The following is a 24,289-nucleotide window of genomic DNA, read 5'->3' on the forward strand; positions in this document are numbered from 1 at the left end:
CGGGAACAAGATCACGTCTCGGATACATATGAGCTGGGTATTGGTAAACAACACCCAAGTCAATCCTCAGCCCTCTCTTAATCAAAGCTTAGCCTTGAGCTTGAGGGCGCATGGCTGGGAACAAGATCACGTCACGAATCGTATGCGTGTTGGTAAACAACATCACCAAACGATCTATGCCGATGCCTTGACCGGCAGTAGGTGGCAAGCCGTGCTCGAGGGCTCTGATATAATCTGCATCATAGAACATGGCTTCGTCATCACCAGCATCTTTCGCGGCAACCTGAGCCTTGAAACGTTGGTCTTGATCTTCAGCATCGTTAAGCTCAGAGAAGCCGTTAGCGACTTCACGGCCACCGATGAAGAATTCGAAACGGTCGGTGATGAAATGGTTTTCATCGTTACGACGTGCCAATGGCGAAATATCTGCAGGATAACCTGTGATGAAGGTAGGCTGCATCAAATGAGGCTCGGCAGTTTCACCGAAGATCTCTTCGAGTAGCTGACCACAGGTCCAGAACTTCTCGATTTTCATGCCGATGCTCTTAGCCAAGTTACGCATAAACTCGACGTCTTTAACCTCTTCATAGGTCATAGACTGAATAGTTTCATTGTCAGGGCAGTACTTCTTAATGGCATCCAACATGCTCAAACGCGCATATGGGCCGCCAAAATCTACCGTGTGCTCGCCGTATGGAAGCTTTGGAGAACCACAAAGCTCAGTAGCAATAGAGCTAAGCATCTCTTCGGTCAAGTCCATCAGATCTTTATAATCTGCATAGGCCATATAGAATTCCATCATAGTGAATTCTGGGTTATGGCGAGGAGATAGACCTTCGTTACGGAAGTTACGGTTGATCTCGAATACACGCTCGAAGCCACCGACAACCAAGCGCTTAAGATAAAGCTCAGGTGCCACACGTAGATACATCTCGATATCCAGTGCGTTGTGGTGAGTGATAAACGGACGCGCCGTAGCACCACCTGGGATGGTGTGCATCATAGGGGTTTCAACTTCCATGAACTCTTTCTTGATCATGAAGTTACGGATAGCTGAAACGACTTTAGAACGCATGATGAAAGCATTACGTGACTCTTCGTTGACGATTAGATCAACATAACGCTGGCGATATCTTGTCTCTTGATCCGTCAGGCCATGAAACTTCTCAGGAAGTGGACGCAATGCTTTAGTCAGCAATTGGTAATCTTCCATGTTCACATAGAGGTCGCCCTTGCCAGACAGGTGTAGCTGACCGGTAACACCAATAATGTCACCGATATCTAAGCCCTGAAACTTGGCTTTAAGATCTTTCTGAACGTCTTTACCCGCGTAAGCCTGGATGCGTCCGCTAACGTCCTGGATAACTAGGAATGGACCACGCTTAGCCATGATACGACCGGCGATACTACGTTGGATCGCCATGCCTTCAAGATCTATCTTGGTATACTGACCATATTCAGCCTGAATATCTGCCGCTTTGTGTTTACGATCGAAGTTGTTTGGGTGACCATTTGCAGGGCAGTTAGCGCGTATGTGCTCAAGCTTGGCACGACGCTCTGCAATTAACTTGTTTTCGTCTTGTACTTGTTCAGTCATCTTCTTCTCTCGTAAATGTTACAGATCACACGTTAAAATAAATTAGTTCAATGGGCTCAGGTAACCAGAGCCCATATACATAAAGTCAGTAAAAATTCGTAAGTGTTACAAACCAGATTTAAGACTGGCTTGGATAAACATGTCGAGACCGCCATCTAAGACGGTCTGGGTATTTCGACTCTCAACCCCGGTGCGCAGATCTTTAATACGTGCATCATCGAGCACGTAAGAGCGGATCTGGCTGCCCCAACCGATATCGGACTTGGCATCTTCCGCTGCCTGCTTCTCTTGATTTTGTTTAAGCATCTCGAGCTCAAACAACTTAGCCTTCAGCTGTTTCATGGCAGCGTCTCGGTTCTTATGTTGAGATCTGTCATTCTGACACTGCACCACAGTATTGGTGGGCACGTGAGTAATACGGATCGCAGATTCGGTCTTGTTAATGTGTTGACCACCGGCGCCTGAGGCGCGATAAGTATCGATTCGCAGATCCGATGGATTGATATCGATCTCGATGGAGTCATCTATTTCAGGATAGACAAATACCGAACAGAATGAGGTATGACGCTTACCCGATGAATCGAAAGGTGATTTACGCACCAGACGATGAACACCAGTTTCGGTTCTCAAGGAGCCAAATGCATACTCACCGTTAAACTTGATGGTTGCGCCCTTAATGCCGGCAACATCGCCCGCAGTAACTTCGATAAGTTCAGGCTTATAATCGTGAGCCTCGCCCCAGCGCAGATACATGCGCAGTACCATGTTGGCCCAATCCTGAGCCTCGGTTCCACCTGAGCCAGACTGAATATCCAAATAACTATTGGCAATATCATGAGGGCCGGAGAACATGCGGCGAAACTCAAGATCTTCTAGGCGTTTCTCTAAGTCATCGAGCTCGGCACTTGCATCGTTAAAGGTATCTTCATCACCCTCTTCGATAGCGAGATCAAGCAGGCCTTCGACATCTTCGAGGCCCGTATCCATATCATCTATGGTCTTAACGATTAATTCTAATGCTGCACGCTCTTTACCTAAGGCTTGGGCATTATCCGGGTCATTCCAAACATCGCTATTCTCAAGCTCTCGGCTAACTTCTTCTAGACGCTCTTTCTTAGCATCGTAGTCAAAGAAACCCCCGAAGGCTAAGAGTACGTTCTGCAAGATCTTTGATTTTAAATTTTACCGGATTTACTTCAAACATATCTCTTCAACTCAAAATAGATTGGGCAGCAAGTGCAAGCCGATCATTTTAACTTAATCGGGTGAATACCACTAGTGGGACGAGGAGATGAATTGCGCTTATTTCAAGCTTTATTTGCTTAAAATTGTTAGTTAATGGCTTTAGCCACTGACTCTGTGAGCTGGTAACACACAGGAATAAAAAATCTGAATTAACGCCAAAATAAAAACATCTCCTAAACTCATGCTCTATCAGATATTTAATCTCTCAGCTTAATACAAAGCAGAAATCTCCTGTCTATACTTTCATCATGACAGATAAAACCCCAACATGTTGCTACCACGAAGATGAAGGTTATTCCTGTTCAGAACCTGCCCAAGCTTCAGGATTGTGCTATTGGCATGACACCAAAATCATCAAGGATAAACCGGAAGATATAGCCAATTTAGAACAATTTGCTCGTAGTGGAGGCATGCTCAGAGGGATTAGCCTAAAACGTGCCAAGCTCCATGGAATCGATCTGGTTCGTCATCACCAGAAGACCGGCTTCGATATGACCAATGCTGAACTCTACCGTGCCGATCTGCAAGAGGCTCACCTATTCAACCTAAATCTGCATAATGCCAGCCTGATGAAAGCCGATCTTAGGGAATCCAACTTACACTGCGCCAATTTAACCGGCACTAACCTGCTTGGCATCAAGTGGAATGGCGCCAAGATAGAGAATGTCTCAATAGGCAAAAAAATAAAGCAAGAGAAGCTCGCACTAGAAGCCGAAAAAGTGGGTGAGAAGGAGATCGCCAGAGACTACTTCGAACAAGCCGAAGAGATCTACCGAGACCTGAGAAAAGCCGCCGAACGCGAAGGTTTATTTGCCATGTCAGGTGAGTATATTCGTAAAGAGCTCACCATGCGCCGTCATCAAATGCCCAAATACAGTTTCAAGCGCTTGGTGTCTAAGACAATCGATATCTTTTGTGGCTACGGAGAGGCACCGATGCGCGTTATCGGCTTCTCTATGGGGCTGATCTTAGTCTGTGCCATGCTGTACCTTTTCACTGGCTTGAGTTACGACAGTAATGTGCACGTATTCGACATGGACAACGACTTCAGTACCAACCTTTTTCTATTTTTTAACTGTATCTATTATTCGGTGGTGACCTTTACCACCTTAGGTTATGGCGACTTTACCCCTATTGGTTTTTCACGAGCCATAGCGGCAATAGAAGCCTTCACAGGCAGTTTCACCATAGCCCTGTTCGTGGTTGTTTTTGTGAAGAAGATGACGAGGTAATCGAGACAACGAGGAAGCGAGGAAGCGAGAACAAGCTTTGCTCGCAGCTAAATTATTGGCGCTCTCAAAGTGAGCTTGCGAACATCCTCGAAATCACAAGATAGCAAGAGTATCAAGATCTGCGATGGACATTCTTTTGCCTAATTTTGACTCCACCCACTGAACCACCTCTTTAGAAGTGGTTCGATAGGTAGTTAGCTTACCACCATAAAGCGTCATCAACCTGGGGTGGGTCACACTGGTTTTGAGTAATATCTCTCTTGGGCGATGAAATGAACTTCCATCGCGCTTAGGCAGCACTCTTACCCCACAAAAAGTGTCTATGATTAAGCCTTCCAGCTGCTCAACACTCCCCAGGGCCGGAAAGTAATGTTTATATATCCCAAGCAGGTAATAGATCTCTTCTCGCGTCGACTCAGGTTTGCCATCTAGCTCCTGCAAGAGTGTTTCTGTGGTCCCGAGTAAGGTTTTTCCCTTCCAGGGCATCACAAACACCACCCTATTATCGAAGCAAGACTCCAGATACAAGATCCCTTCGAGAGCTGGAATGTCCAATAGAAGATGAGATCCCTGTACCAGATCGACACTCTCTTTTGCCATGGGAGGGGCTAAGCTATCTATCACATCATTGACCCAAGGACCGGCTGCATTGATAACACAAGACGCTCTTTGTATCACCAAATTATCCTGATGAAGATAACTCACGTCACAATAATCTGGGGTGTGGACTATCGCGTCACATTCAGCATGGGTGAGAACTTGTGCTCCCAGGTTTTGAGCGCTTCTCATCACAGCTTGGGTCAGTGCTTTATCATCGGTCTGCGCATCCCAATACCTGAACACGGCTTTAAGTCCCTGCAGTTTTAATCCGGCAATGTTTGACCACTCCACCGCCGGCAGACTAGTGAAACGCCCTAGAGGATCCAACTCGCTCAGTACTGAATATGCTGTTAATCCGGCACGTATCGCCCATTGGTTGCGCTGACTCGTGTCATAGACAGGGATATAGAAAGGCACGGCTTTCACTAGATGGGGGGCCAAACGAAGCAAGGCTCGGCGTTCAGATAAGGAGTTTCTGACCAGAGATATCTGTCCGGTTTCTAAGTAACGCAGGCCGCCATGAATTAACTTACTGGAATTAGCCGAGGTTTGTCCGCCGATGGCGCCCTTCTCGAGTAATAAGACGCTGTAACCTGCGGCAGATGCGCATTGAGCAATGCCAGCCCCATTGATCCCACCTCCAATTATCACTAGATCGATTGTATCCATGGCCTACTCTCATTACTCGAATAAAACCAAGATAACACAATTATTTAACTAAGGTTTAGGCCTGAATTATCTAGAGGTGAGAGTCGTTTACTTGGCTGAATCGAGTAATTGATAGGCTTGATCACATAGACGTTTTAACTCACTAAATACTTGTGGATCGCCGCCTAACTTGCATCGCATCAAGTCGGGGATTTTTGCCGCCTGTACTTCTAATGTCTTACCAGCTTGAGTGATTTCCAGCACTCTGATCCTCTCATCTTTCTCACTGCGACCTCGAGTCACTAAGCCCTTCACCTCTAAACGCTTAAGTAAGGGGGTCAATGTACCTGAGTCCAGATGCAGTTTGTCCCCTAAGGTTTTCACGCTAATGCCTTGATGTTGCCACAATACCAACATGGCTAAATACTGAGGATAGGTAAGGTCCAGTTCATTCAATAGCGGGCGATACGCTCTCACCATAGCATTGGTGGCACTATACAAAGAGAAACAAACTTGATTATCCAGCGAGAGAGGATTGGTATCTTTTACGTTAGGCATGTTAGCAAAACCACAGTGTTATATTGTGCACAATATACTTACATATAGAAAATAAATCGACTTTTATTCATAAAAAGAGGCCTAACTCGGCTAAAGCACATGATTAAGACGGTAAATTATAATTTTTTTTAATACTGAGTACGCTTGCTGCTACATGCCAATAACATGTTTTTAAACCCATTAGCGAGAAGTGGCAAGGGTTTCGGCCCACAGCTATAATTATGGCACTTTAGACCTGTGTTCAAAAAACACGCTATTTTGAAAAACATCAAGAATCAATGGATTGATTTTTCTCTTACATTGACATAAATTTGCACCTAAAATTATCCATCTAGACCATAAATATTATTGTCACCAGAAGGTCAACTGGACATTGCTTCAAAGGAGTTATAAATGAAAGCAATCATATCTATCATCTGTTTACTGTTTGCTGGAAGTGCAATAGCACAGTGTGAACAAAATATACATATCACTGACATCCCTTATGCTAAAAACAGCTCTTACTTTCCCAGCCAATATACTAAGCAGTTGGATAAATTAATTGAAAATGCATCAGATAACCCAGGCTATTTAGTCCTCGAGTTTCAGATATTAAAGCATCCAAAAAGCGATGATGCTCGCAAGTACAATATGTGGCTGGCAAAACGCCGCATAGATAGAATAAAAGAATACCTAACCCATGCACATTACCCGGCACCTATCATAAGTCGTATCTTAACGGCCAGTAACAAGGATATAAGATATGTCAGCATAAGTTGGTGTGATGCTATTCAGTCAAGTGCGGCTATAACGAATAAGAACATCTAACTTAGAGATAGCAATCTAGGACCTATACGCTCAGGACACTATGGCTTAGTGATTAATGCTTAGTGCTTTTGGGGCTAAGGCTTAAATACGGATATATATCGACCAAATAAAGATAAAATAATGTTCAACATTCGGCTAAGTAAGCCGATACTTCTTTATTGATCATAAATCCTAAACCAAAGGCGAGGCATATCGATGGCAATATCTTTAGGCACGACAAATCTCGAGCCACAGTTAAGCAGTGGGGGCATGATAGTTAAAGTAGCTCAGCTCGCTAAGAATCAGCAAAAAGCCGAAGGAGAGATTGCACTTCTACTGATTGAAGCTGCCAGCCCTGCCCCACAAGCTTCACCAATAGGAAATAGCGGCCACAAGATCAATATTGAGGTTTAATATCGATCTAACCTAGGCACTTCAACTTTGAGACTGGAACCTTGATAACTAAGTGCCTTCATATCAGCCCTTGATAACTAAGTGCCCTCATATCAGCAAGACCTCAGCCCACTGAACATAGCTAGCCTTAGCTATTTGGGTATTGATGGCCTTAATGCATATTATCCATTGCTGAATAGAGTTCAATACCAGGCAGGTATTGTACGAACTATCACTAACAAGTTAGGCTTAGCTTGTAATAAACCTATCCCTACCGGTTGATTTTGCTTGATAGAGTAATTTGTCGGCACATCCCATTAAATCCTCTGGTCTCATCCCTTGCTGCCACAAACATACCCCTTGAGATACAGTAACTAAATCGCTCACCGCAGAATCAGGATGAATGAGTCTTGCCTCGGACAAGGCCAACTTTAATTTCCCAGCAATTAATTGACTCCCATTTAGGTCTGTATCCGGTAGTAAAATAACAAACTCCTCACCACCATAACGGGCCGCAAGATCTCTGGGACGATTAGCTATGCTCATCAGTACTTTCGCTAGCTCAATTAAACATTCGTCTCCCACTTGATGACCTAGACTGTCATTGAGTTTTTTAAAGTAATCCACATCAATTAAGATCACACTTAGGGGATGCTTATTACGCTCGGCGGCTCTAATCTCTTGCGACAAAACCTCATCAAAATGACGACGATTACTGATGTTTGTTAGGCCATCGATTAACGCCACTTGCCTAAAGTACTTCAACAGATGCTGCTTCTCTACATCACGCACTATGGCTCTCTCAAACCAAGTGAACAATACCTTTTGCCCCGTGATTATGATGGCAAGAAAACAGACAAACTTAGTCAGAGGAAACAGATAATTATCTGGTATTTCATTCACTCGAAGAACTATGCTAAGTAACATAAAAGGCAACACCCCCATCAACATGACTCTTCTATCGGGAAAGAGGGCGATGGCGAAGGTAAGCACTAAGATATCCATGAGTGACTCGACCCCGCTAAGAGCCGCGTCTCCGAGAAACAGTTCATTATAACTATCAAAAATCATCAAGATCAGAAACAGCCAACTCGCTTCTAGTAGCACAAGGTAAACCAGCAATACCCGGTTAGAAATCTCATCGGCCGAATACATTTTCATGATAACAGCCGCAAAAACAAAGGTGCATAACAGGGGGGACATGTACAAGATAGCAATATTTAAGGCGAGTACAGGAGATTCCCCGATCATGATATTGAATAAGATGGCGGCCAAGATGAGTACTGAGACTAATCCCGCCCAGATAGCACCTTTGAACAAATATATATGGATCTCTTTCTCTAATTCCGTTTTGGATGAGGGCATAACTAAGTCCATATAGAAACCTCGTCTTGTGTTAAGTTAGGCTCAGATATGAGCTTATAGCCTTTACATAATAAGATTATAAGCGGTAAAAAAACAACAGCCAGTATTTAACACTGGCTGTTTTCATTAAGACTAGATGTAAATTAGGCTGTTAAGCGGCGTTAGCTTGCTCGGGTACGCTATGTCGAATTAAGTAATCGAAGGCCCCTAATGAGGCTGTCGCGCCACTGCCCATGGCGATGATTATCTGTTTATAAGGAGTGTTGGTCACATCCCCCGCAGCAAATATGCCAGGAACCGATGTTTGACCACGCTCATCGACAATGATCTCGCCTCTAGGCGTTAGATCTACCACACCTTTAAGCCATTCAGTGTTAGGCACCAAGCCAATCTGCACGAAGATACCGGCTAGCTCAACACTATGTTGCTCACCCGTGGCTCTATCTGTGTAGTTAAGCCCATTGACTCTTGACCCATCACCCAGTACTTGGGTGGTCATGGCTTGAGTGATTATGGTGATATTATTCATAGAGGCAGCCTTGCGCTGCAGCACATCATCGGCTCTAAGTTGAATATCAAATTCCAGTACGGTCACATGCTCAACGATATTGGCCAAGTCGATTGCCGCTTCGATACCTGAGTTACCACCGCCGATCACAGCGACACGCTTGCCTTTGAACAAGGGGCCATCACAATGTGGACAATAAGCTACACCCTTACCTCGATACTCTTGCTCGCCGGGAACATTCATCTCACGCCAGCGCGCACCGGTAGCCAGTAGTAAGGTCTGACTTTTTAATGTCGCACCATTTTCAAGCAGTAATTCATGATAAGGATTGGGTCCTTGGCTTGGAGTCAACTTAACACCGAGTTGATTGTCCATCACGTCGACATCGTACTCACGTACATGGGACTCAAGATTAGCCACCAGCTTAGGTCCCTCAGTCGCCTTGACTGATATAAAATTCTCGATTGCTACGGTTTCAGCCACTTGGCCACCAAACTTATCGGCAACTACACCTGTATTTAGGCCTTTTCTCGCCGAGTAGATAGCAGCAGAAGCACCAGCGGGACCGCCGCCAACCACTAACATGTCGAACACATCTTTTTGAGCCAATTGCTCGGCCTGACGACCCGCAGCTCCCGTGTCTAACTTATTTAAAACCTCAGCTAAACTGATGCGTCCCTGGGAAAATAATTTGCCATTAAGATATACCGAAGGCACAGCTAGAATATCTCGATCGAAAACTTCGGTCTGAAATAGAGCACCGTCTATCATCACATTGGTAATTTTAGGATTAACTGCAGCCATCATATTCAAAGCCTGAACCACATCGGGGCAATTTTGGCAGCTTAGAGAAACATAGGTCTCAAAATGATATTCGCCGGGTAACGCCTTTATCTGAGCGATGACACTATCATCTAACTTGAGTGGGTGACCGCCAGTATGTAACAAGGCCAATATTAACGAGGTAAATTCATGGCCCATGGGCAAACCAGCGAACGTTATACTTGTATCAGTTTCGGCACTTGTCACCTTCATCGATGGCATACGTTCACCTTGAACTTCTGACACTGAGATTAATTCAGACAAACTATCGATATCTTGGGCCAGTGACTTAAGTTCCAGTGCCTTAGGGCTATCATCTGCAGACACGACAAGTTCAACTGGACGCTTGAGGTTTTGCAGATAGGTTTTCAGTTGATTTTTAAGATTCGTATCCAGCATGATGACTCCTAGAGAAATAGAATTTGTTTTATAAAAGTTGGTTTTATAAATAATTGGTTTTATAAAAATTAAGAATTTGCTAATCCGAGCCTGAAAGGGGGCGGATCGAATCAGCAAAGGAGATAAAACTAGGCTTAAGCGAGCTTTCACTTAAGTCCTGGTAGCCTAGAAGATAAGACTAAGCTACCGGATTTAAGTCAGTTTAGATTTTACCGACTAGGTCTAGAGATGGTGCTAGGGTATCTGCACCTGGCTGCCATGCAGCTGGACATACTTCACCGTCGTGAGTCGCTACATATTGAGCGGCTTGGATCTTACGAACCAGTTCAGCAGCGCTACGGCCTATTCCTAGGTCATGAACTTCGCTAACCTTGATTTGACCTTCAGGGTTGATAACGAATGTGCCACGTAGTGCCAGACCATCTTCTTCAATCATCACACCGAAGTTACGTGTAATGGTACCAGTTGGGTCACCTATCATTGGGTACTGAATCTTCTTGATAGTATCTGAAGTATCGTGCCATGCCTTATGGGTGAAGTGAGTATCGGTAGATACTGAGTAAACTTCAACGCCCATCTCTTGCAGCTTAGCGTAATGGTCTGCCATGTCACCAAGTTCAGTTGGACAGACGAAAGTGAAATCGGCTGGGTAGAAGAATACTACTGACCACTTGCCCAATAGGTCTTTCTCAGTAACTGGTACAAACTCGCCCTTATGGAAAGCGGTTGCAGAGAAAGGCTTGATTTCAGTATTGATGATAGATTGATTCATTGAATGCTCCGTAAATGGTAATAAAATCTTTGTCCTGACGTTCAAATGATTCGTCAGTTCGTTTTCGATGTGATGATATTAACCAAGCAGACAAATTAAAGATAACGGATAAAAGCTATCATCCTAATCGTTTTTCCAGAACCATTAGATTATGAGATCCAATATAGGAGTTAGACCTATGAATAAGCCACGTATAATTAGGCTACTCCCACAGGTTAAATCGTGTCAGGGAGCGCCCTAAGGTAAAGTCGAGCTGCTGCGACAAAGAGTGAGCCTTAGACTTTAATCCAGCGCTACTGATCTCTCTTTTGACTTTCCCAGCGAAGACCACCCAGTTACCGCCTCCGGTCAGACATGCCCTCACCTCGCAAAAATGCTTTTGCAGGTGACCCAATAACACACGGTTTTGGCTATGTTCCTTCCAACAGTTTAATACCAGATAGCCATCGGCTTTAATCAAACCAGCTGCATTGGCAATAAAAGCCTCTGATAACTGATTCTCATCGACACCATCTGCACCATAGATATCGCCAAAAATAACATCGGCCTTCTTATGATCCCCTTGCTCGAGAAACAAATTGGCATCTTGATGGATGACCGACAGTTTTTTACCGATTGGCAGTTGAAAGTAACGTCTAGCTAACTCAATGACTTGAGCTCTTAGCTCCACCGCAGTCACTTTAATGCCAGTATCGAATTTACGCAGTGCATGGATTAAGCCGCCACCGCCTAAACCTAAGATGATGACTCTCTTTGGCTTGATAAAGAGCAGGACTAACAGCATGGCCTGAATATAAGTATGCTGAGGAATATGAGGCTCAGACTTGAGTATCTTACTCTGCTCATCGTTATCGCCGAATGAAAGTACCCGCATATGCTTATCGTCTAAAACAATGAGTGGACCGTACTCATCTTGGCTTTCGTAGAGGACTTGTTCGTCTTGCATTGATTTGTGATTTGGAGAGGGATTGGCCGAGCATTATACTAATTGCGAGACATGAAAGGAAAGCGCTCAAGCCGACACTTCCCCTATAAACATGAGATGAAGTGCCAGTTAACGCTGGTATCGAATGAACAAGAAGGTTTTAGGTGGAACTATCTTAAGAAACGATGAAAGAAATCGACTGCTTGACCATACATCTCCATGGCAAGTGCTGGATCATATCTATCTGCACCATCGCGCATGAAGGCGTGTTCGGCATTGACTTCCAGCCAGGTGAAACTTCTCTTCGTGGCTTCCAGTTTAGCGTAGATAAGCTTACGTCCTTCGCCGGATACATGGGGATCTTGCTTGCCCCACACCATAACCAGTTCACCTTGAATACCTTGGGTACGGCTCAGGGAGTCATTGCCAGGCTGGCAAGGAAGCGTGTTGGAGTGGATATCTGTTGCATAGAGACAGAATGCCGCCGAGACATCCGGGTTAAGTGCGGCGCGGTAGGCTAGATGCCCGCCGATACAGACCCCCATGCTGCCAACCTGACTGGTACAAAACTCCTGACTTCTGGCAAAACGAACCAGAGCTTCAACATCTGAGTCATGGGACTCTAGCGGCTTAGCAAACTTATCTTCATTACCTTTATCTTTACCTGCATCATCATAAGCTAGAACTGTACCGATAGGATTCAGCTCATGAAAAACCTCAGGCACTAGTACCACGAAGCCATGGCCAGCCAAGATAGTCGCGGCTCTGGCTATAGGGGCCGTTTGCTGAAAAATTTCTGAATAAAAAATAATAGTAGCAAACACCCCATCCTCTTTCGGGCGATAAAGATAAGTTCGCATCAAACCTGTACTGGTTGGAATATCATGAACTTCTTGTTTGACCATCATGGTGTTAGTTTCCTCTTGCTATCATTTGCTCAATTGACCAGCCAATAAACATGGCTGTCATGTGCCATTAATACTATTGAAGCTTAAAATGGTTATCTGGACTAAAAATAGTTATCCGGACTTAAAATAGTTCGTTGGGACAAGGTTCCCCATCGAGTAACTGACGCACATTGGTGAGACTGGTCAAGGCGATAGCTCCCAGAGCTTCGGCGGTTAGGAAAGCCTGATGCCCGGTGAAGATGACATTATGACAAGCCGATAATCTCCTGAAGATATCGTCCTGAATGATCTCATTGGATTTATCTTCAAAAAATAGCTCCTTCTCATTTTCATATACATCTAAGCCTAGAGCACCAATCTGCCCTTTCTTTAACGCTTCCATGGCATCGCAGGCATCGAGCAAGCCACCTCGACTGGTATTGATCACCATGACACCCGCTTTCATCTTATTGAAACTAGATTTACATAATAGGTGATGATTATCATCGGTGAGAGGACAATGCAGCGTTATGATGTCACAGACAGGATACATCTCATCGAGAGACACATAGTCTACACCTAGGTCTAGCACAGACTGATTTGGGTATGGGTCATAAGCTATGACTTTACAGCCAAATCCAAGCAAGACATTAATTGTCGCTAAGCCTATCTTGCCAGTGCCTATCACACCAACAGTTCGACCATGCATGTTGAAGCCAACTAATCCCTCTAAAGAAAAATTGGCATCTCGAGTTCGCTGATAAGCCTTATGCACCTTACGGTTAAGTGTCAACATCAAGGCTATGGTGTGCTCTGCCACTGACTCAGGAGAATAAGCTGGCACATTAACCACTTTAAGGCCTAATCTCTTTGCCGCAATTAGGTCCACATTATTGAAACCTGCACAGCGCATGACGATTATCTTAGTGCCATTCTTAGCCAGCTCGACTAACACCTCCTCACACAGAGAGTCATTTACAAATGCACAGATAGCCTCGAAACCATGGGCCAACTTAACTGACTTCATACACAGTCGATAATCAAAATACTCGATGCAAGCACCAAAAGCCTCATTGGTCTTATCGAAGTACTCCATGTCATAGTGCTTGGCACTAAAAAAACCTATCTTCATTTTATTTGCCTAAAAAATTCAATAATGAAAGTTTACCTCTTGTTTTAACATTAAGGTACATCTGGTTTCATTTAGCTGTGTAAGTTTTTAAATCGGCTAACTTCGACGCCCTGATAGAGTAAAGCAATCATAGAATCCCCCCATGTTGCCTGGCTTCACAGCCTACACTTACTGATAAACTTGTGGTCCTTCAGTAGGAAGCTGGTACAGGTACAGGTACAGGTACAGGTACAGGTACAGGTACAGGTACAGGTACAGGTACAGGTACAGGTACAGGTACAGGTACAGGTACAGGTACAGGTACAGGTACAGGTACAGGTACAGGAAATAGTATTCTTCTGCATCTTCGGCAAATAATTTATGATCAATGCCATGGCCTTAACACCCGTTACTCTGCTGATGTTATCGCTAAATAATCAGGGGTTGGCGCAGACTTATCCTATGATGAAAACCGATTATAAAGCCTATTATAAATAGCTTATTACAAAGCTTATTAACCCAGTAAAAATGAGGACTTGAAGCCCTTTTCATTTCTTTCGTTAACGGCTAGCCTAGACAGCTAATCAAAAATGCCCTCTGTGTCGCCTCATATTGCCGACAGGTTTAAGGCATTTATCAAAAATATATGGACCAAGAATCGATGCAAGAAAAGAAGCTAAAGCTAGAGGCTGCGTCTAGATTAATCACCGAAAACCAAGTGATCGACCAGCTAGACATGGGTGAAGTATTAGATCTTGCCTGTGGAAGTGGCCGTAATGGTCTCTGGTTTGCCGATAAGGGCCATAAAGTCACCTTTATAGATAAGTCCATGGCGAATCTAAATGTACCTTCAGAACCTCACTCCGACTCTAAGCCAACAGATCACACCTATCTGACATGGGATTTGGAAGATGGATCGGCGCCAGAGCTAGAGTCAAACAAGTATGACCTAGTCTTAGTGTTCAATTACCTGCACCGCCCTCTTTTCTCACAGATTGCAGCCGCAGTAAAACCTGGTGGCTTGATTATTTATGAGACATTCATTCAAAAGCAAGCTCAAATTGGTCGACCGAAAAACCCAAAATTTCTCTTAAAATCCAATGAACTTAAAAGTGAATTTGAAAAATGGTCTGTGCTACATTATTTTGAGGGAGAAGTCATGAATGGTTTAAACCTGAGTTACAAGGCTCAGTTAATCGCCCGCAAACCCAGTTGCTAATCTAGAATTGAAGTTGAGTCAGTAAATAAATCTGAAAAATAGGCTCAATATTACAAGGAAGATAGAATATGGTACTTAACTCAGAACAGTCTCGGCATATTGTTCCGCCCATGCTCACCGGGCTCATGGTATTGTGGGCTCTCTTGAGCCAACTTCTATACAGTGATACGCATTTCTCACTCAGTCACGCGGTCAGCTTCTATCCTGTATTAGTATTGTTTCCCATGGTTGTATTAGTTCACGGACACTTGATATGGCAAGCTAGGGGAATGGAACGTTTAGACCAAGCCGTATACGCCTTGATTCACTCACTACTTTCATTTGTGATTTGGACGTTTTCATTAATGCACGTTAACGGCAACAGTTTCTCTTAAAGAGGAGATGATTACATTAACTTTTTTGTTTTTACTCCCTTGTACTCTTTGTAATTTTGTACTATCTGAGAAGCCCCCTTATAAAAACGAAAAAAAAGGTGTAATCAAAATGAAAACACCTATGTCTAAAAGGGGGAGATGACTATATCAATAACTAGTGACTCTTATAATTACGCAAACATACGTAGTTATGTTATCGGTATCATGCGTATTTTTAGAACCACTAATTAAAAATATGACTTTATCGCATCAAATCGACAAAACTTCACTTCAAATTAATTAACTACAACCTTAACTATTTATTTTGTTGTTGGCAGAATGGCATAGGTTCACATTGCCCCATAGGCACTACAATGACATCGTCATTACCTTTTTTCGAGTTGACCTTTTGTTCTAAAACATCAACTTTAGGCCCATTAATTACAGTGGACCCTTCATCAATCTTGTGTTGCGTAGCATATACCGACCCACAAACAACACAGAGCAAAGCTGCATTAATTAAATTTGATATTATGAATTTACTCTTCATTTTAAATAATCCCTATGACGATATACTAGATGCAAAAATACAACGTTAATTTAAATTTCAGTTATTTTAAAAAGTAACAAACAAATGGCTACCAACAAAAACAGAACACCACTTAATTTGATAAAACAATAATAGTAGGCAGGTTAATACCAGTGCATATAGCCAACCTAAACAATCATCACAACCGAATATAATATATTACCAGTTCTCTAACCCCTTTTTATAACCCACGTATGGACCAGATACTCAGGTTATGGCTAAAGTGTACTAATAAAAATATTCCGATAGATTATTTTCAAGATGAAACCCAGGGTAAAGTTTAATCAAAAATCGAGTTAACTAAATATTTACTGGATTAACCTGCCTGACAACAAAACTACTTCTTTTGATAGGGGTAAGACCATAATAATAAGATGATGAAAAAGTGACCCGCATAATAATCAATAGCTTACAGAAAACTAATCATAATCAAGTTTAATAACATCAACATTTTGAGGATCGGACACAAGCATGAAAATCGCTCCAAATTTATCAACCGATATAGAGTATCCGCTCAGGTTTTCCATATAGATATCCATATAGACTCTCTCACCAGTTCCAATGTTAATACGTACTAATTTATACTCCCCTCCAGTAGCGATTAAGTTATATATATACTTATCAACAATTGTCCAAGATAGGTTGCTTGTGATGGTAAAATCTTCTAGAAATAGCGATTCCTCACCGCCAATTAATGTCCACAACCCACCCCCTGAACGTTTAGTAAAGAAAAACATTCCATTACTAGAATATTTCCCATACTCTCCGCCCTCTGCTAATGATTGAATAAGTTCGCCAGTATTGATATCGATAAGCTCTAGTGAAGACAAACCTAATGTATCTAGAGTCACCACAATCGAGCTACTACTGGGCCCCCAAGAAACGTTATATATATTGTCATTAACCTTCAAATCAATATGCTCTATTTTTTTATTAGTGATGTCATAAATAAATGGGCTATCATTCAACCGACCCAATATATATCTACCACTAGTAGAGAAACTAATATCCTTGATACTAATAATCTCATCGAAGCTTGTTAGCTTTACTTCTATTCCATCTTCATCACCACTTTTCAACCAAAGTTCAGGAACACCTGTCCGGTTTGAAACGAATGCTACTTTTGAGCCATCTAAGTTAGTAGAAGCGGTATAGTTCATTCCGTTAGAAAATATATATTTGGTTACTTTATTGACCTTATTTTCGAGATTTTTTTTATCTTTTCCTTTTATTTTTTTAGATTCATTCTCAAAATTACTTTCAAAACGCCATATCTCAGTCTTGAAAAACTCCCCTAACACAGCGACAATTTCACCATTTTGATTTGAAATAGGAGATACTATCGATTGCATTATATTAGTCAGTTGAGTGTGTGAGCTGCTCTCTAGATCATATCTAGCCAAATTTCCTGTCATTGAACGATAAATCAAAGAGCGACTATCTCTAGCCCAAGCTACTGTATGTAAAAGAAGATCTACCGTGAAAAGGTCCTGCCAGATACCAGTCTCTAATGAAAGTAAAATAACCTGAGTCTGATACCAGCGAACATTTCTTACCATTGCTAAATATTTGCCATCTGGAGAGAGGCTAATGGAGTAGTCTCCCCTGCCAATTGAATAAGGCTGAGTGATCTGCTGCTTATTGTTGCCATTTAAACTAACAGAGAAGACTTTCTTTTCCGTATGGTAGTCATGTTGCTGATCTTCGTCTATATAGAACAAGCTTTGTCCTGAAGGATTCCAAGCAATACTAGTAGACTGCAATTTTCTTTTACAATCAGTGATCTTCTGTATCTTTCCAAATGTTCTACTATGTTTATCTACAACATTTATTTTGCAACCACCATCATTATTATATGACAAGTACGCAATTCGAGAACCATCAGGGCTAAAAGCTGGATAACCTTGGCTGTCCATGGGGTCTTCTAAGTACACAACCAAACGACTCTCGATCTCCATCATTCCAATACGCCAATTCTTCTCACCTAAATCACGCTGGGAAAAGGCTAAATACTTGCCGTCTGGTGACAGGACAGGACTAAACTCTTGTCCATCCAAAAAAGTTAAGCGTTTTAATTCAGTATTTTGTGAATGAGAAATATCAAGCATGTCACTAGATAGGTATTGATATGCAGACCAAGAGGATAATGAAACTAAACTAATAAAGAGTAAAACAAACTTACCTGAGTGTTCATAAAGAATGGAGAACAGTTTTCTTTTAACCGTTTTAGTATCTCTCTCATCTATATGACTGCCAGCAATCACTTCTTCTGTAAATTTTTCCTCTTTTGTGACTTCTTTAACTAATGTGATTTCGGCAATGAGTACATAACCCACTTTGGGTAACGTCTTAATGAAACTGGGAGACTTGGCATTATCTCCTAGCTGATTTCGTAGCAGGCCTATAATCCTATTGATTGCATTGTCTGAGACTTCTCCTCCAGACCATACTTCTTCAAGCAACATATCCCTGCTAACAGGCTCACCAGCATGCTTAGTTAAACACAGCAGTACCTGCATGGCTCTGAGCTCAACTTTGAGCAAGCAGCCATCTTTTATAATCGTGCATTGACTAGGATCAATTACCCTATCAGCTAAACGATATTTAGGTTGAGTTATCATTAAGTACCAGTAAATTAATCAATTATTTTAACAACATACTTATATTAGCATTCGATTAACTAGCGTAACATAAATAAGCGAAATCAACATAAATCAAACAATGCTTGCATAAGGAGAATTGAAAGAAATTCTTTCAATCTAAACTTTTCCCTTGTATAGCCCATCCGCTAACAGTTATCTTTGCCAGGTTTTCTCACCTAGGCGCTTCCAATGTCAGACTTTATCTACTCTCCACCAACCGATCCTTGGCTTGAAATTATCTATCAAGATAAAGATATTTTGGTGATAAATAAACCTTCTGGACTACTTTCTGTACCTGGCAGAGCGCCTGAACATAGAGATAGTGTTTATAGTCGTGTCTTAGCTGAGCATCCAAATGCCCAAATAGTTCACAGATTGGATATGGCTACATCGGGTGTCATCGTTGTCGCGCTTAGGAGAAATGCTGAAAAAGAGTTAAAAAGGCAGTTCAGAGATAGAGAAACCAAGAAGACATATTACGCGCGAGTTGCCGGGTATATAAAAGAACATACAGGTAGTGTAGATCTGCCCTTAATCTGTGACTGGCCCAATCGACCTAAGCAGAAAGTAGACCATGAAGTAGGTAAATCCTCCTTGACTCATTTCGAAGTGATTAGTAAAGCTAAACGCTCTACATTAGTTAAACTCACCCCAATTACGGGCCGGTCTCATCAACTAAGAGTCCATATGATGGCCATAGGTCATCCTATACTCGGTGATAATTTCTATGCAGACCCTCTAGCTAAACGTTTAGCCAGCCGCTTATTACTCCACGCCCATAAGCTCACTATCAAGCAACCATATTCAGGTAAAGAACTCACTTTTAGCTCCGAAGTTCCTTTCATGTCTGCTGAAAACGATCAATAGCCGTTAGATATTTGAAGCACTTTTATAGGGGGTTCCCCCCTAGCTATGACTTTTATCCTACGCATTTCAGTGGTAAATGGCTTATTTAACTTAATTACCATGCATGCTTGGTAATCACACCAGAAAATCACCTTACTGATCTGATATCCATTTCTGCTTATTTATAGAATTTCATCATAATTAAGGGTAAGTTACTTATCATTACTTATGACTTTAAGAATTTCACTATGGAAACATCATTCCAAAGAGATGCCCTAGATAACCAAATATTATCTGCATTGATGAAAGAGGCCAGAACGCCATTTGCAGAACTCGCTAAACGTTTCAACGTCAGCGCAGGTACCATTCACGTTCGCGTCGAAAAAATGAAGCAAGCAGGGATCATCACAGGTGCTCAGATAACTGTAAATCCCAAGGCCCTGGGCTATGATGTTTGCTGCTTTATTGGAATTAATCTAAAGAGTGCCGGCGATTACCCAGCTGCAATATCTAAGCTCAATGAACTAGAAGAAGTGGTTGAAGCCTATTACACCACAGGCAACTACAGTGTATTTGTAAAGGTTATGTGCCAATCTATCGACGGTTTGCAACATGTACTCATAAATCGTATTCAATCTATCGATGAAATCCAATCTACCGAAACATTAATCAGCTTACAAAACCCCATAACTAGGGCGGTTAAACCATAGAACTAATATAAATAAGTTATTTCGACTAGTTTACGTCCAAATAAAATGAAAATTACGACTTTTTTCCCTGTCAGGATTAATAATGTAGTACTTTTGTGTTAAAAGATACATAGCCTCAACAAGTAGGCAACAAAACAATAAAAGTATAATTATAAAATTTGCACAGTACGCAAGCATTGTGCCTTAAATTGACAGGAAGAAGTCGTGAAAACAAAACTATCGATAGCAATTACGGCAGCACTGATCTCAAGTGCCGCCATGGCAAGTAGTGAATTTACTGCTAATCAATTTTCTCCAGAAATCACCTCTGTTGATCATTATAAAAAATCCCAATTTTCTCATTCAGCTATTTCATCGCCACAACGATTTATTGTTGAACTAGAATCACCGGCAATCGCTAAATACCAAGGCGGTGTCAAAAATCTTACTGCAACAGCATCAAAAAAAGGTCAACGTGTTGATACTCAATCGGCACCAGCTATAAGTTACGCCAATCATCTACAGAGTCAGCAACAAGCCTTTAAATCCTCTCTGTCAAAAATTGCCCCTAATGCTAAAGTTGAGCGTAATTTCAAGACACTATTTAACGGGGTAACTCTAGTTGGTCAAGGCCTAACCCTTGAGCAATTAACAGCGATGCCAGGTGTTAAATCTGTTTATCCTGAGACCATGTATGAAATCAACATGGATGCATCCCACGAGGTCATCAATAGTGTCGCCATGTGGGAAGCGGTTTCAGGAATAGAGAATGCGGGTAAAGATGTTCGAGTAGCTATTATTGATACAGGTATTCGTCCTGAAAATCCGATGTTTTCCGGTGAAGGCTTTACTAAGCCTACCGCTAATATGCCAACCAATGATTACTGTTCAAGTGTCGATACCACTTTTTGTAATGATAAGCTAATTGTTGCACGTTGGTCACAACCCACTTTCAAAGTTTGTGCCGATGAACATTTGAGCCCTCTAGGTTATGGGGGCCATGGTTCTCACGTCGCTGGAACCTCTGTCGGTAATAAGATCACCACTACATTTAAAGACATCGAAGTTGAATTATCAGGTGTCGCACCTGCAGCCTATCTAATGGTCTATAAGGCACTGTTCACCAAAGACGATTGTTCTGGTGGCAGCGGTTCAAACATAATGCTGATGGAGGCCTTAGAGCATGCGGTTAATGATGGCGCAGACGTCATCAATAACTCTTGGGGTGGTGGTGCAGGCGGCGACCCAGCTAACAGCCCATACAAAACCATGTTTGAAGCTGCTGAAGCCGCTGGCGTTGTAGTCGTCACTGCAGCTGGTAACGATGGCAATGGCGCACAAACCATAGGTTGTCCAGGCTGTATAGAATCTGGCATCACTGTCGCGAACAGTACTACAGGCCGATTCTTCGCCAATGGTTTTACAGCCGGTGGCAATGAGCTGCTTGCTATTGAAGCTAATAATGAAATACAAACTGAGGATATTACTTTACCCGTTATCGCAGCGGTTAATATCGATGCTGAAAATACCGAAGCTTGTTCTGCATTCCCAGCAGATTCTTTTAAAGATAGTATTGCACTCATTTCTCGTGGTGCATGTGCGTTTTCGGTTAAAGCCGCTAACGCAGAAGCTGCTGGTGCAAAAGCTATAGTGGTTTATAACAACAAACCTGGTGCGCCTATCAGCATGTATATGCCTGATGCGACTTTACCTGGTGTGATGATCTCCAACGCTGATGGTGCCGCAGTACTGGAAGGCCTTGGTGATAATACTACTGGAACCATAGGTGCAAAAGTTAAGCGTATAACGAGCAATGCACTTGCTGACTTGATTAATGCGTCTAGCTCACGTGGCCCTAATGGTAATCAAAATATCCTAAAACCAGATCTCGCAGCTCCTGGTACAGATATTCTCTCGGCTACATCACCTGACGAAGATGGCACTGACTTTGCCACTATGACAGGAACAAGTATGGCTAGCCCCCATGTTGCTGGAGCAGCAGCTCTTATGAAACAACTGCATCCAGAGTGGAGTGCTAATGATATTAAAACAGCTCTGACATCTACCGCGCATATGAGCGACATACTTGATGATGATGCTGAAACCCAGGCATCGCCATTTGTTATGGGCGCAGGTCGTATGGATCTCGATGCAGCAGCTAAGGCTGTTTTGACATTTGATAAGCCATCAGTAGCCTCAGACTCATGTGTGGGCCCATGTACCTTCACTCGAACTGTATATAACAAGAGCGATGAAGCAACATCTTGGACACTTTCAGCATCGGCCGATAGTGCAGGAATTAGTGTTTCTCCATCGACTCTTGAACTAGAAGCCGGAGCTTCTGCTGAGTTCACTGTTACGGTTGATTCTACTTTCACCGAGTATGGTTCTTGGATCTTCGGTAATGTAATGATAAAAAGTGATCAAGGTAAGCAAGATGCTCACTTACCTGTGGCAATCATGGCCAGAGAGTCTAGTGACTCTTCATTGATTTCAGCGATTACAACCAAAGCAGATATTAAGGCTAGTGATGAATTTCCTATAAAAGCTATCGTTAATAACTCTATTTTTGAAAAAACTGTGACCATCACAGCCTATGCTCCGCAAGGAACAAAGATCACATCGACCGACATAACGCCTAATTTAACTGGTGCTCAACAAAATGGTTTCGATGTTAATTTGGATCTTGGTCGCATCACTTGGGTTGGTACTCTAGATCTTCCTCAGATGTCTTCAACAAAAGATGTTGGTGGATTTCCAAGTCTTATCGCTGACTTAGGCGTAACCCCTGAAATTTGTGAAGCAGGTTGTGATGAAACAGCAATCACCTTCTCTTCACTGCCTAGCTTTAAATATAATGGCGTTAGCTATGACAGCATCACCATGGGTGATAATGGTATAGCCATTGTTGGAGGCGGTTCAACATCTGGAACTTATGCTAATAAAGAGCTACCAGACAGTGCTAATCCAAATAATATCTTAGCCCCCTTCTGGTCTGATTTTGATCTCGCCGATACATCCGGTACCGATACTGGTGGTGGACAAATGGCTATGGGAGTATTTAACGGGGCAAATGATACAGTTTGGTTAGCATTAGAGTGGAAAGATGCACAATTGTACGCTGATGACACCAATACAAAATACAGCTTCAGTATCTGGATTAAAGCAGGTGAAGAAGAACAAGTTATATTTAACTATTTAGATATACCGAATATGCCTGCGGCTGTCACTATTGGAGCCGAGAATATTGGTGGTTCAGTAGGTACAACATTCCACCACAACAGCCAAGGAGAATCTGTCACTAGCGGTGATGCAGTTATGCTTCAATCAACCGCACCAGGTAGTGTCAAAGTCGACTACATGGTAAAAGCGACAAGCTTTAACTATGGCCAGATGGACACAGTTAAAACAGACGAAGAAAAAGATGTCGAACTTAATGTTCTGGATAACGACACTGTGCCAGAGAAAAAAGTGGCCAGAGTATCTATCACAGGTGACGGTATAACGGCAAATGCTCAACGTCTTATTCATGTATCTGCCGATGGGGCTTTAGGGAAAGTCATGCTAGTGACTGAACCTGAGAATGGTAAAGTTACACTTGCAGAAGATGGTGCAGCAGTCTACACACCGAATAAAGACTTCTTCGGTGAAGATAGTTTCACTTACTCATCGGAAGATGCTGCCGGAAATACTTCCACACCAGCAAAAGTCACTGTCACGGTAAACAACATCAATGATGCACCGACAGTATCACCATCAGCAGCAAGCTCTATTGTTAATACTCCAATAACGATAGCATCAAACGCTAAAGATGTTGATGGGGACGATCTCACATTTACTTGGACACAAACTTCAGGTGACACAGTCTCTTTCAATAGCACAGACGAGAACATTAAAGTGACCGCTGCAACATCTGGCACTTACACCTTCGAAGTCGTTGCAAGTGATGGCGTTATTGATAGTAAAGCTGGTGAAGTAACTTTAACTGTATCGAATGCACCTGATAACTCTGGTGGTTCATTAGGTTGGTTAACTATGCTGCTGCTTCCATTTGCAGGCCTACGTCGTCGTAAGCGTTAATACCTTAGTTTAATAAGCTGTAA

21 protein-coding genes are annotated in these 24,289 nt (G+C 42.5%); 8 read left to right on the forward strand and 13 right to left on the reverse strand.

Annotated features, from left to right (window positions below; translation table 11 throughout):
- Nucleotides 1-88: 88 nt before the first annotated feature.
- The gene (gene lysS / locus SVI_RS16865; protein WP_013052837.1) at nucleotides 89-1,597 is read right to left on the reverse strand and encodes a lysine--tRNA ligase; all 1,509 of its coding nucleotides are present in this window, start codon (nucleotides 1,595-1,597) and stop codon (nucleotides 89-91) included.
- 105 nt (nucleotides 1,598-1,702) lie between these two features.
- A protein-coding gene (prfB, locus tag SVI_RS16870; RefSeq protein WP_172634444.1) for a peptide chain release factor 2 occupies nucleotides 1,703-2,801 on the reverse strand; the annotation gives its coding sequence in 2 pieces (ribosomal slippage) (nucleotides 1,703-2,725 and nucleotides 2,727-2,801; 1,098 coding nt in all).
- A gap of 289 nt (nucleotides 2,802-3,090) precedes the next feature.
- On the opposite strand from prfB, the gene SVI_RS16875 reads away from it, so the two are divergent.
- A complete protein-coding gene (locus SVI_RS16875) occupies nucleotides 3,091-4,074 on the forward strand; it encodes an ion channel (protein ID WP_013052839.1) in 984 nt (327 codons plus the stop codon).
- 93 nt (nucleotides 4,075-4,167) lie between these two features.
- On the opposite strand, the gene SVI_RS16880 is transcribed toward SVI_RS16875, so the two are convergent.
- A complete protein-coding gene (locus SVI_RS16880; protein WP_013052840.1) occupies nucleotides 4,168-5,343 on the reverse strand; it encodes an FAD-dependent oxidoreductase in 1,176 nt (391 codons plus the stop codon).
- Nucleotides 5,344-5,430: 87 nt separating this feature from the next.
- Nucleotides 5,431-5,880, reverse strand: a complete 450-nt coding sequence (locus tag SVI_RS16885; RefSeq protein WP_013052841.1) for a MarR family winged helix-turn-helix transcriptional regulator — start codon at nucleotides 5,878-5,880, stop codon at nucleotides 5,431-5,433.
- A gap of 393 nt (nucleotides 5,881-6,273) precedes the next feature.
- On the opposite strand from SVI_RS16885, the gene SVI_RS16890 reads away from it, so the two are divergent.
- Both SVI_RS16890 and SVI_RS16895 read left to right on the forward strand, forming a co-directional pair.
- Nucleotides 6,274-6,687, forward strand: coding sequence for an OmpA family protein (locus SVI_RS16890; protein ID WP_013052842.1), 414 nt, complete (start codon nucleotides 6,274-6,276; stop codon nucleotides 6,685-6,687).
- Between the two features lie 195 nt (nucleotides 6,688-6,882).
- Nucleotides 6,883-7,080, forward strand: a complete 198-nt coding sequence (locus SVI_RS16895) for a hypothetical protein (protein WP_013052843.1) — start codon at nucleotides 6,883-6,885, stop codon at nucleotides 7,078-7,080.
- 228 nt (nucleotides 7,081-7,308) lie between these two features.
- On the opposite strand, the gene SVI_RS16900 is transcribed toward SVI_RS16895, so the two are convergent.
- The 7 genes from SVI_RS16900 to SVI_RS21600 all read right to left on the reverse strand — a co-directional run bounded on the left by SVI_RS16900 (nucleotide 7,309) and on the right by SVI_RS21600 (nucleotide 14,243).
- A complete protein-coding gene (locus SVI_RS16900; protein ID WP_013052844.1) occupies nucleotides 7,309-8,424 on the reverse strand; it encodes a GGDEF domain-containing protein in 1,116 nt (371 codons plus the stop codon).
- Nucleotides 8,425-8,575: 151 nt separating this feature from the next.
- Nucleotides 8,576-10,153, reverse strand: a complete 1,578-nt coding sequence (gene ahpF, locus SVI_RS16905) for an alkyl hydroperoxide reductase subunit F (protein WP_013052845.1) — start codon at nucleotides 10,151-10,153, stop codon at nucleotides 8,576-8,578.
- 202 nt (nucleotides 10,154-10,355) lie between these two features.
- Nucleotides 10,356-10,925: an alkyl hydroperoxide reductase subunit C gene (gene ahpC, locus SVI_RS16910; RefSeq protein WP_041420055.1), complete on the reverse strand. Its 570-nt coding sequence runs from the start codon at nucleotides 10,923-10,925 to the stop codon at nucleotides 10,356-10,358.
- Between the two features lie 202 nt (nucleotides 10,926-11,127).
- Nucleotides 11,128-11,871, reverse strand: coding sequence for a spermidine synthase (locus SVI_RS16915; RefSeq protein ID WP_013052847.1), 744 nt, complete (start codon nucleotides 11,869-11,871; stop codon nucleotides 11,128-11,130).
- A gap of 149 nt (nucleotides 11,872-12,020) precedes the next feature.
- Complete coding sequence (locus tag SVI_RS16920; RefSeq protein WP_013052848.1) at nucleotides 12,021-12,758, reverse strand: dienelactone hydrolase family protein; 738 nt, start codon at nucleotides 12,756-12,758, stop codon at nucleotides 12,021-12,023.
- A 121-nt stretch (nucleotides 12,759-12,879) separates the two neighbouring features.
- Entirely contained in the window at nucleotides 12,880-13,869 is a 990-nt protein-coding gene (locus tag SVI_RS16925; protein WP_013052849.1) for a 2-hydroxyacid dehydrogenase, read from the reverse strand.
- Nucleotides 13,870-14,024: 155 nt separating this feature from the next.
- Entirely contained in the window at nucleotides 14,025-14,243 is a 219-nt protein-coding gene (locus SVI_RS21600; protein WP_157608722.1) for a hypothetical protein, read from the reverse strand.
- A 266-nt stretch (nucleotides 14,244-14,509) separates the two neighbouring features.
- Here SVI_RS21600 and SVI_RS16930 point away from each other — a divergent pair, with 266 nt between their 5' ends.
- Nucleotides 14,510-15,067, forward strand: a complete 558-nt coding sequence (locus tag SVI_RS16930; protein WP_013052851.1) for a class I SAM-dependent methyltransferase — start codon at nucleotides 14,510-14,512, stop codon at nucleotides 15,065-15,067.
- Nucleotides 15,068-15,135: 68 nt separating this feature from the next.
- Nucleotides 15,136-15,441, forward strand: a complete 306-nt coding sequence (locus tag SVI_RS16935) for a hypothetical protein (protein ID WP_013052852.1) — start codon at nucleotides 15,136-15,138, stop codon at nucleotides 15,439-15,441.
- Between the two features lie 295 nt (nucleotides 15,442-15,736).
- Here SVI_RS16935 and SVI_RS16940 read toward each other — a convergent pair whose 3' ends face one another.
- A complete protein-coding gene (locus tag SVI_RS16940; RefSeq protein ID WP_041420056.1) occupies nucleotides 15,737-15,970 on the reverse strand; it encodes a hypothetical protein in 234 nt (77 codons plus the stop codon).
- A 458-nt stretch (nucleotides 15,971-16,428) separates the two neighbouring features.
- Nucleotides 16,429-18,630 carry a winged helix-turn-helix domain-containing protein gene (locus SVI_RS16945; protein ID WP_013052854.1) on the reverse strand — a complete coding sequence of 734 codons (2,202 nt, stop codon included), beginning with the start codon at nucleotides 18,628-18,630 and terminating at the stop codon, nucleotides 16,429-16,431.
- Between the two features lie 210 nt (nucleotides 18,631-18,840).
- Between SVI_RS16945 and rluA the strand changes: the two genes are divergently transcribed.
- The 3 genes from rluA to SVI_RS16960 all read left to right on the forward strand — a co-directional run bounded on the left by rluA (nucleotide 18,841) and on the right by SVI_RS16960 (nucleotide 24,266).
- Complete coding sequence (gene rluA, locus SVI_RS16950) at nucleotides 18,841-19,518, forward strand: bifunctional tRNA pseudouridine(32) synthase/23S rRNA pseudouridine(746) synthase RluA (protein WP_013052855.1); 678 nt, start codon at nucleotides 18,841-18,843, stop codon at nucleotides 19,516-19,518.
- A gap of 227 nt (nucleotides 19,519-19,745) precedes the next feature.
- Nucleotides 19,746-20,207, forward strand: coding sequence for a transcriptional regulator AsnC (gene asnC / locus SVI_RS16955; RefSeq protein ID WP_013052856.1), 462 nt, complete (start codon nucleotides 19,746-19,748; stop codon nucleotides 20,205-20,207).
- A gap of 204 nt (nucleotides 20,208-20,411) precedes the next feature.
- Nucleotides 20,412-24,266, forward strand: a complete 3,855-nt coding sequence (locus tag SVI_RS16960; protein WP_013052857.1) for a S8 family serine peptidase — start codon at nucleotides 20,412-20,414, stop codon at nucleotides 24,264-24,266.
- Nucleotides 24,267-24,289 lie beyond the last annotated feature (23 nt).

The sequence above is a fragment of the Shewanella violacea DSS12 genome, assembly GCF_000091325.1.
Lineage (GTDB): Bacteria > Pseudomonadota > Gammaproteobacteria > Enterobacterales > Shewanellaceae > Shewanella > Shewanella violacea.

Excerpts from the sequence above, each read along its gene's own strand:
- ahpF (WP_013052845.1), bottom strand. The coding sequence starts at position 10,153 with ATGCTGGATACGAATCTTAAAAATCAACTGAAAACCTATCTGCAAAAC.
- rluA (WP_013052855.1), top strand. The coding sequence starts at position 18,841 with ATGTCAGACTTTATCTACTCTCCACCAACCGATCCTTGGCTTGAAATT.
- SVI_RS16940 (WP_041420056.1), bottom strand. The coding sequence starts at position 15,970 with ATGAAGAGTAAATTCATAATATCAAATTTAATTAATGCAGCTTTGCTC.
- lysS (WP_013052837.1), bottom strand. The coding sequence starts at position 1,597 with ATGACTGAACAAGTACAAGACGAAAACAAGTTAATTGCAGAGCGTCGT.
- SVI_RS16945 (WP_013052854.1), bottom strand. The coding sequence starts at position 18,630 with ATGATAACTCAACCTAAATATCGTTTAGCTGATAGGGTAATTGATCCT.
- SVI_RS16875 (WP_013052839.1), top strand. The coding sequence starts at position 3,091 with ATGACAGATAAAACCCCAACATGTTGCTACCACGAAGATGAAGGTTAT.
- SVI_RS16930 (WP_013052851.1), top strand. The coding sequence starts at position 14,510 with ATGCAAGAAAAGAAGCTAAAGCTAGAGGCTGCGTCTAGATTAATCACC.
- asnC (WP_013052856.1), top strand. The coding sequence starts at position 19,746 with ATGGAAACATCATTCCAAAGAGATGCCCTAGATAACCAAATATTATCT.
- SVI_RS16920 (WP_013052848.1), bottom strand. The coding sequence starts at position 12,758 with ATGATGGTCAAACAAGAAGTTCATGATATTCCAACCAGTACAGGTTTG.
- SVI_RS16895 (WP_013052843.1), top strand. The coding sequence starts at position 6,883 with ATGGCAATATCTTTAGGCACGACAAATCTCGAGCCACAGTTAAGCAGT.
- SVI_RS16915 (WP_013052847.1), bottom strand. The coding sequence starts at position 11,871 with ATGCAAGACGAACAAGTCCTCTACGAAAGCCAAGATGAGTACGGTCCA.
- SVI_RS16925 (WP_013052849.1), bottom strand. The coding sequence starts at position 13,869 with ATGAAGATAGGTTTTTTTAGTGCCAAGCACTATGACATGGAGTACTTC.
- SVI_RS16935 (WP_013052852.1), top strand. The coding sequence starts at position 15,136 with ATGGTACTTAACTCAGAACAGTCTCGGCATATTGTTCCGCCCATGCTC.
- SVI_RS16900 (WP_013052844.1), bottom strand. The coding sequence starts at position 8,424 with ATGCCCTCATCCAAAACGGAATTAGAGAAAGAGATCCATATATATTTG.
- SVI_RS16890 (WP_013052842.1), top strand. The coding sequence starts at position 6,274 with ATGAAAGCAATCATATCTATCATCTGTTTACTGTTTGCTGGAAGTGCA.
- SVI_RS16885 (WP_013052841.1), bottom strand. The coding sequence starts at position 5,880 with ATGCCTAACGTAAAAGATACCAATCCTCTCTCGCTGGATAATCAAGTT.
- ahpC (WP_041420055.1), bottom strand. The coding sequence starts at position 10,925 with ATGAATCAATCTATCATCAATACTGAAATCAAGCCTTTCTCTGCAACC.
- SVI_RS21600 (WP_157608722.1), bottom strand. The coding sequence starts at position 14,243 with ATGGCATTGATCATAAATTATTTGCCGAAGATGCAGAAGAATACTATT.
- SVI_RS16880 (WP_013052840.1), bottom strand. The coding sequence starts at position 5,343 with ATGGATACAATCGATCTAGTGATAATTGGAGGTGGGATCAATGGGGCT.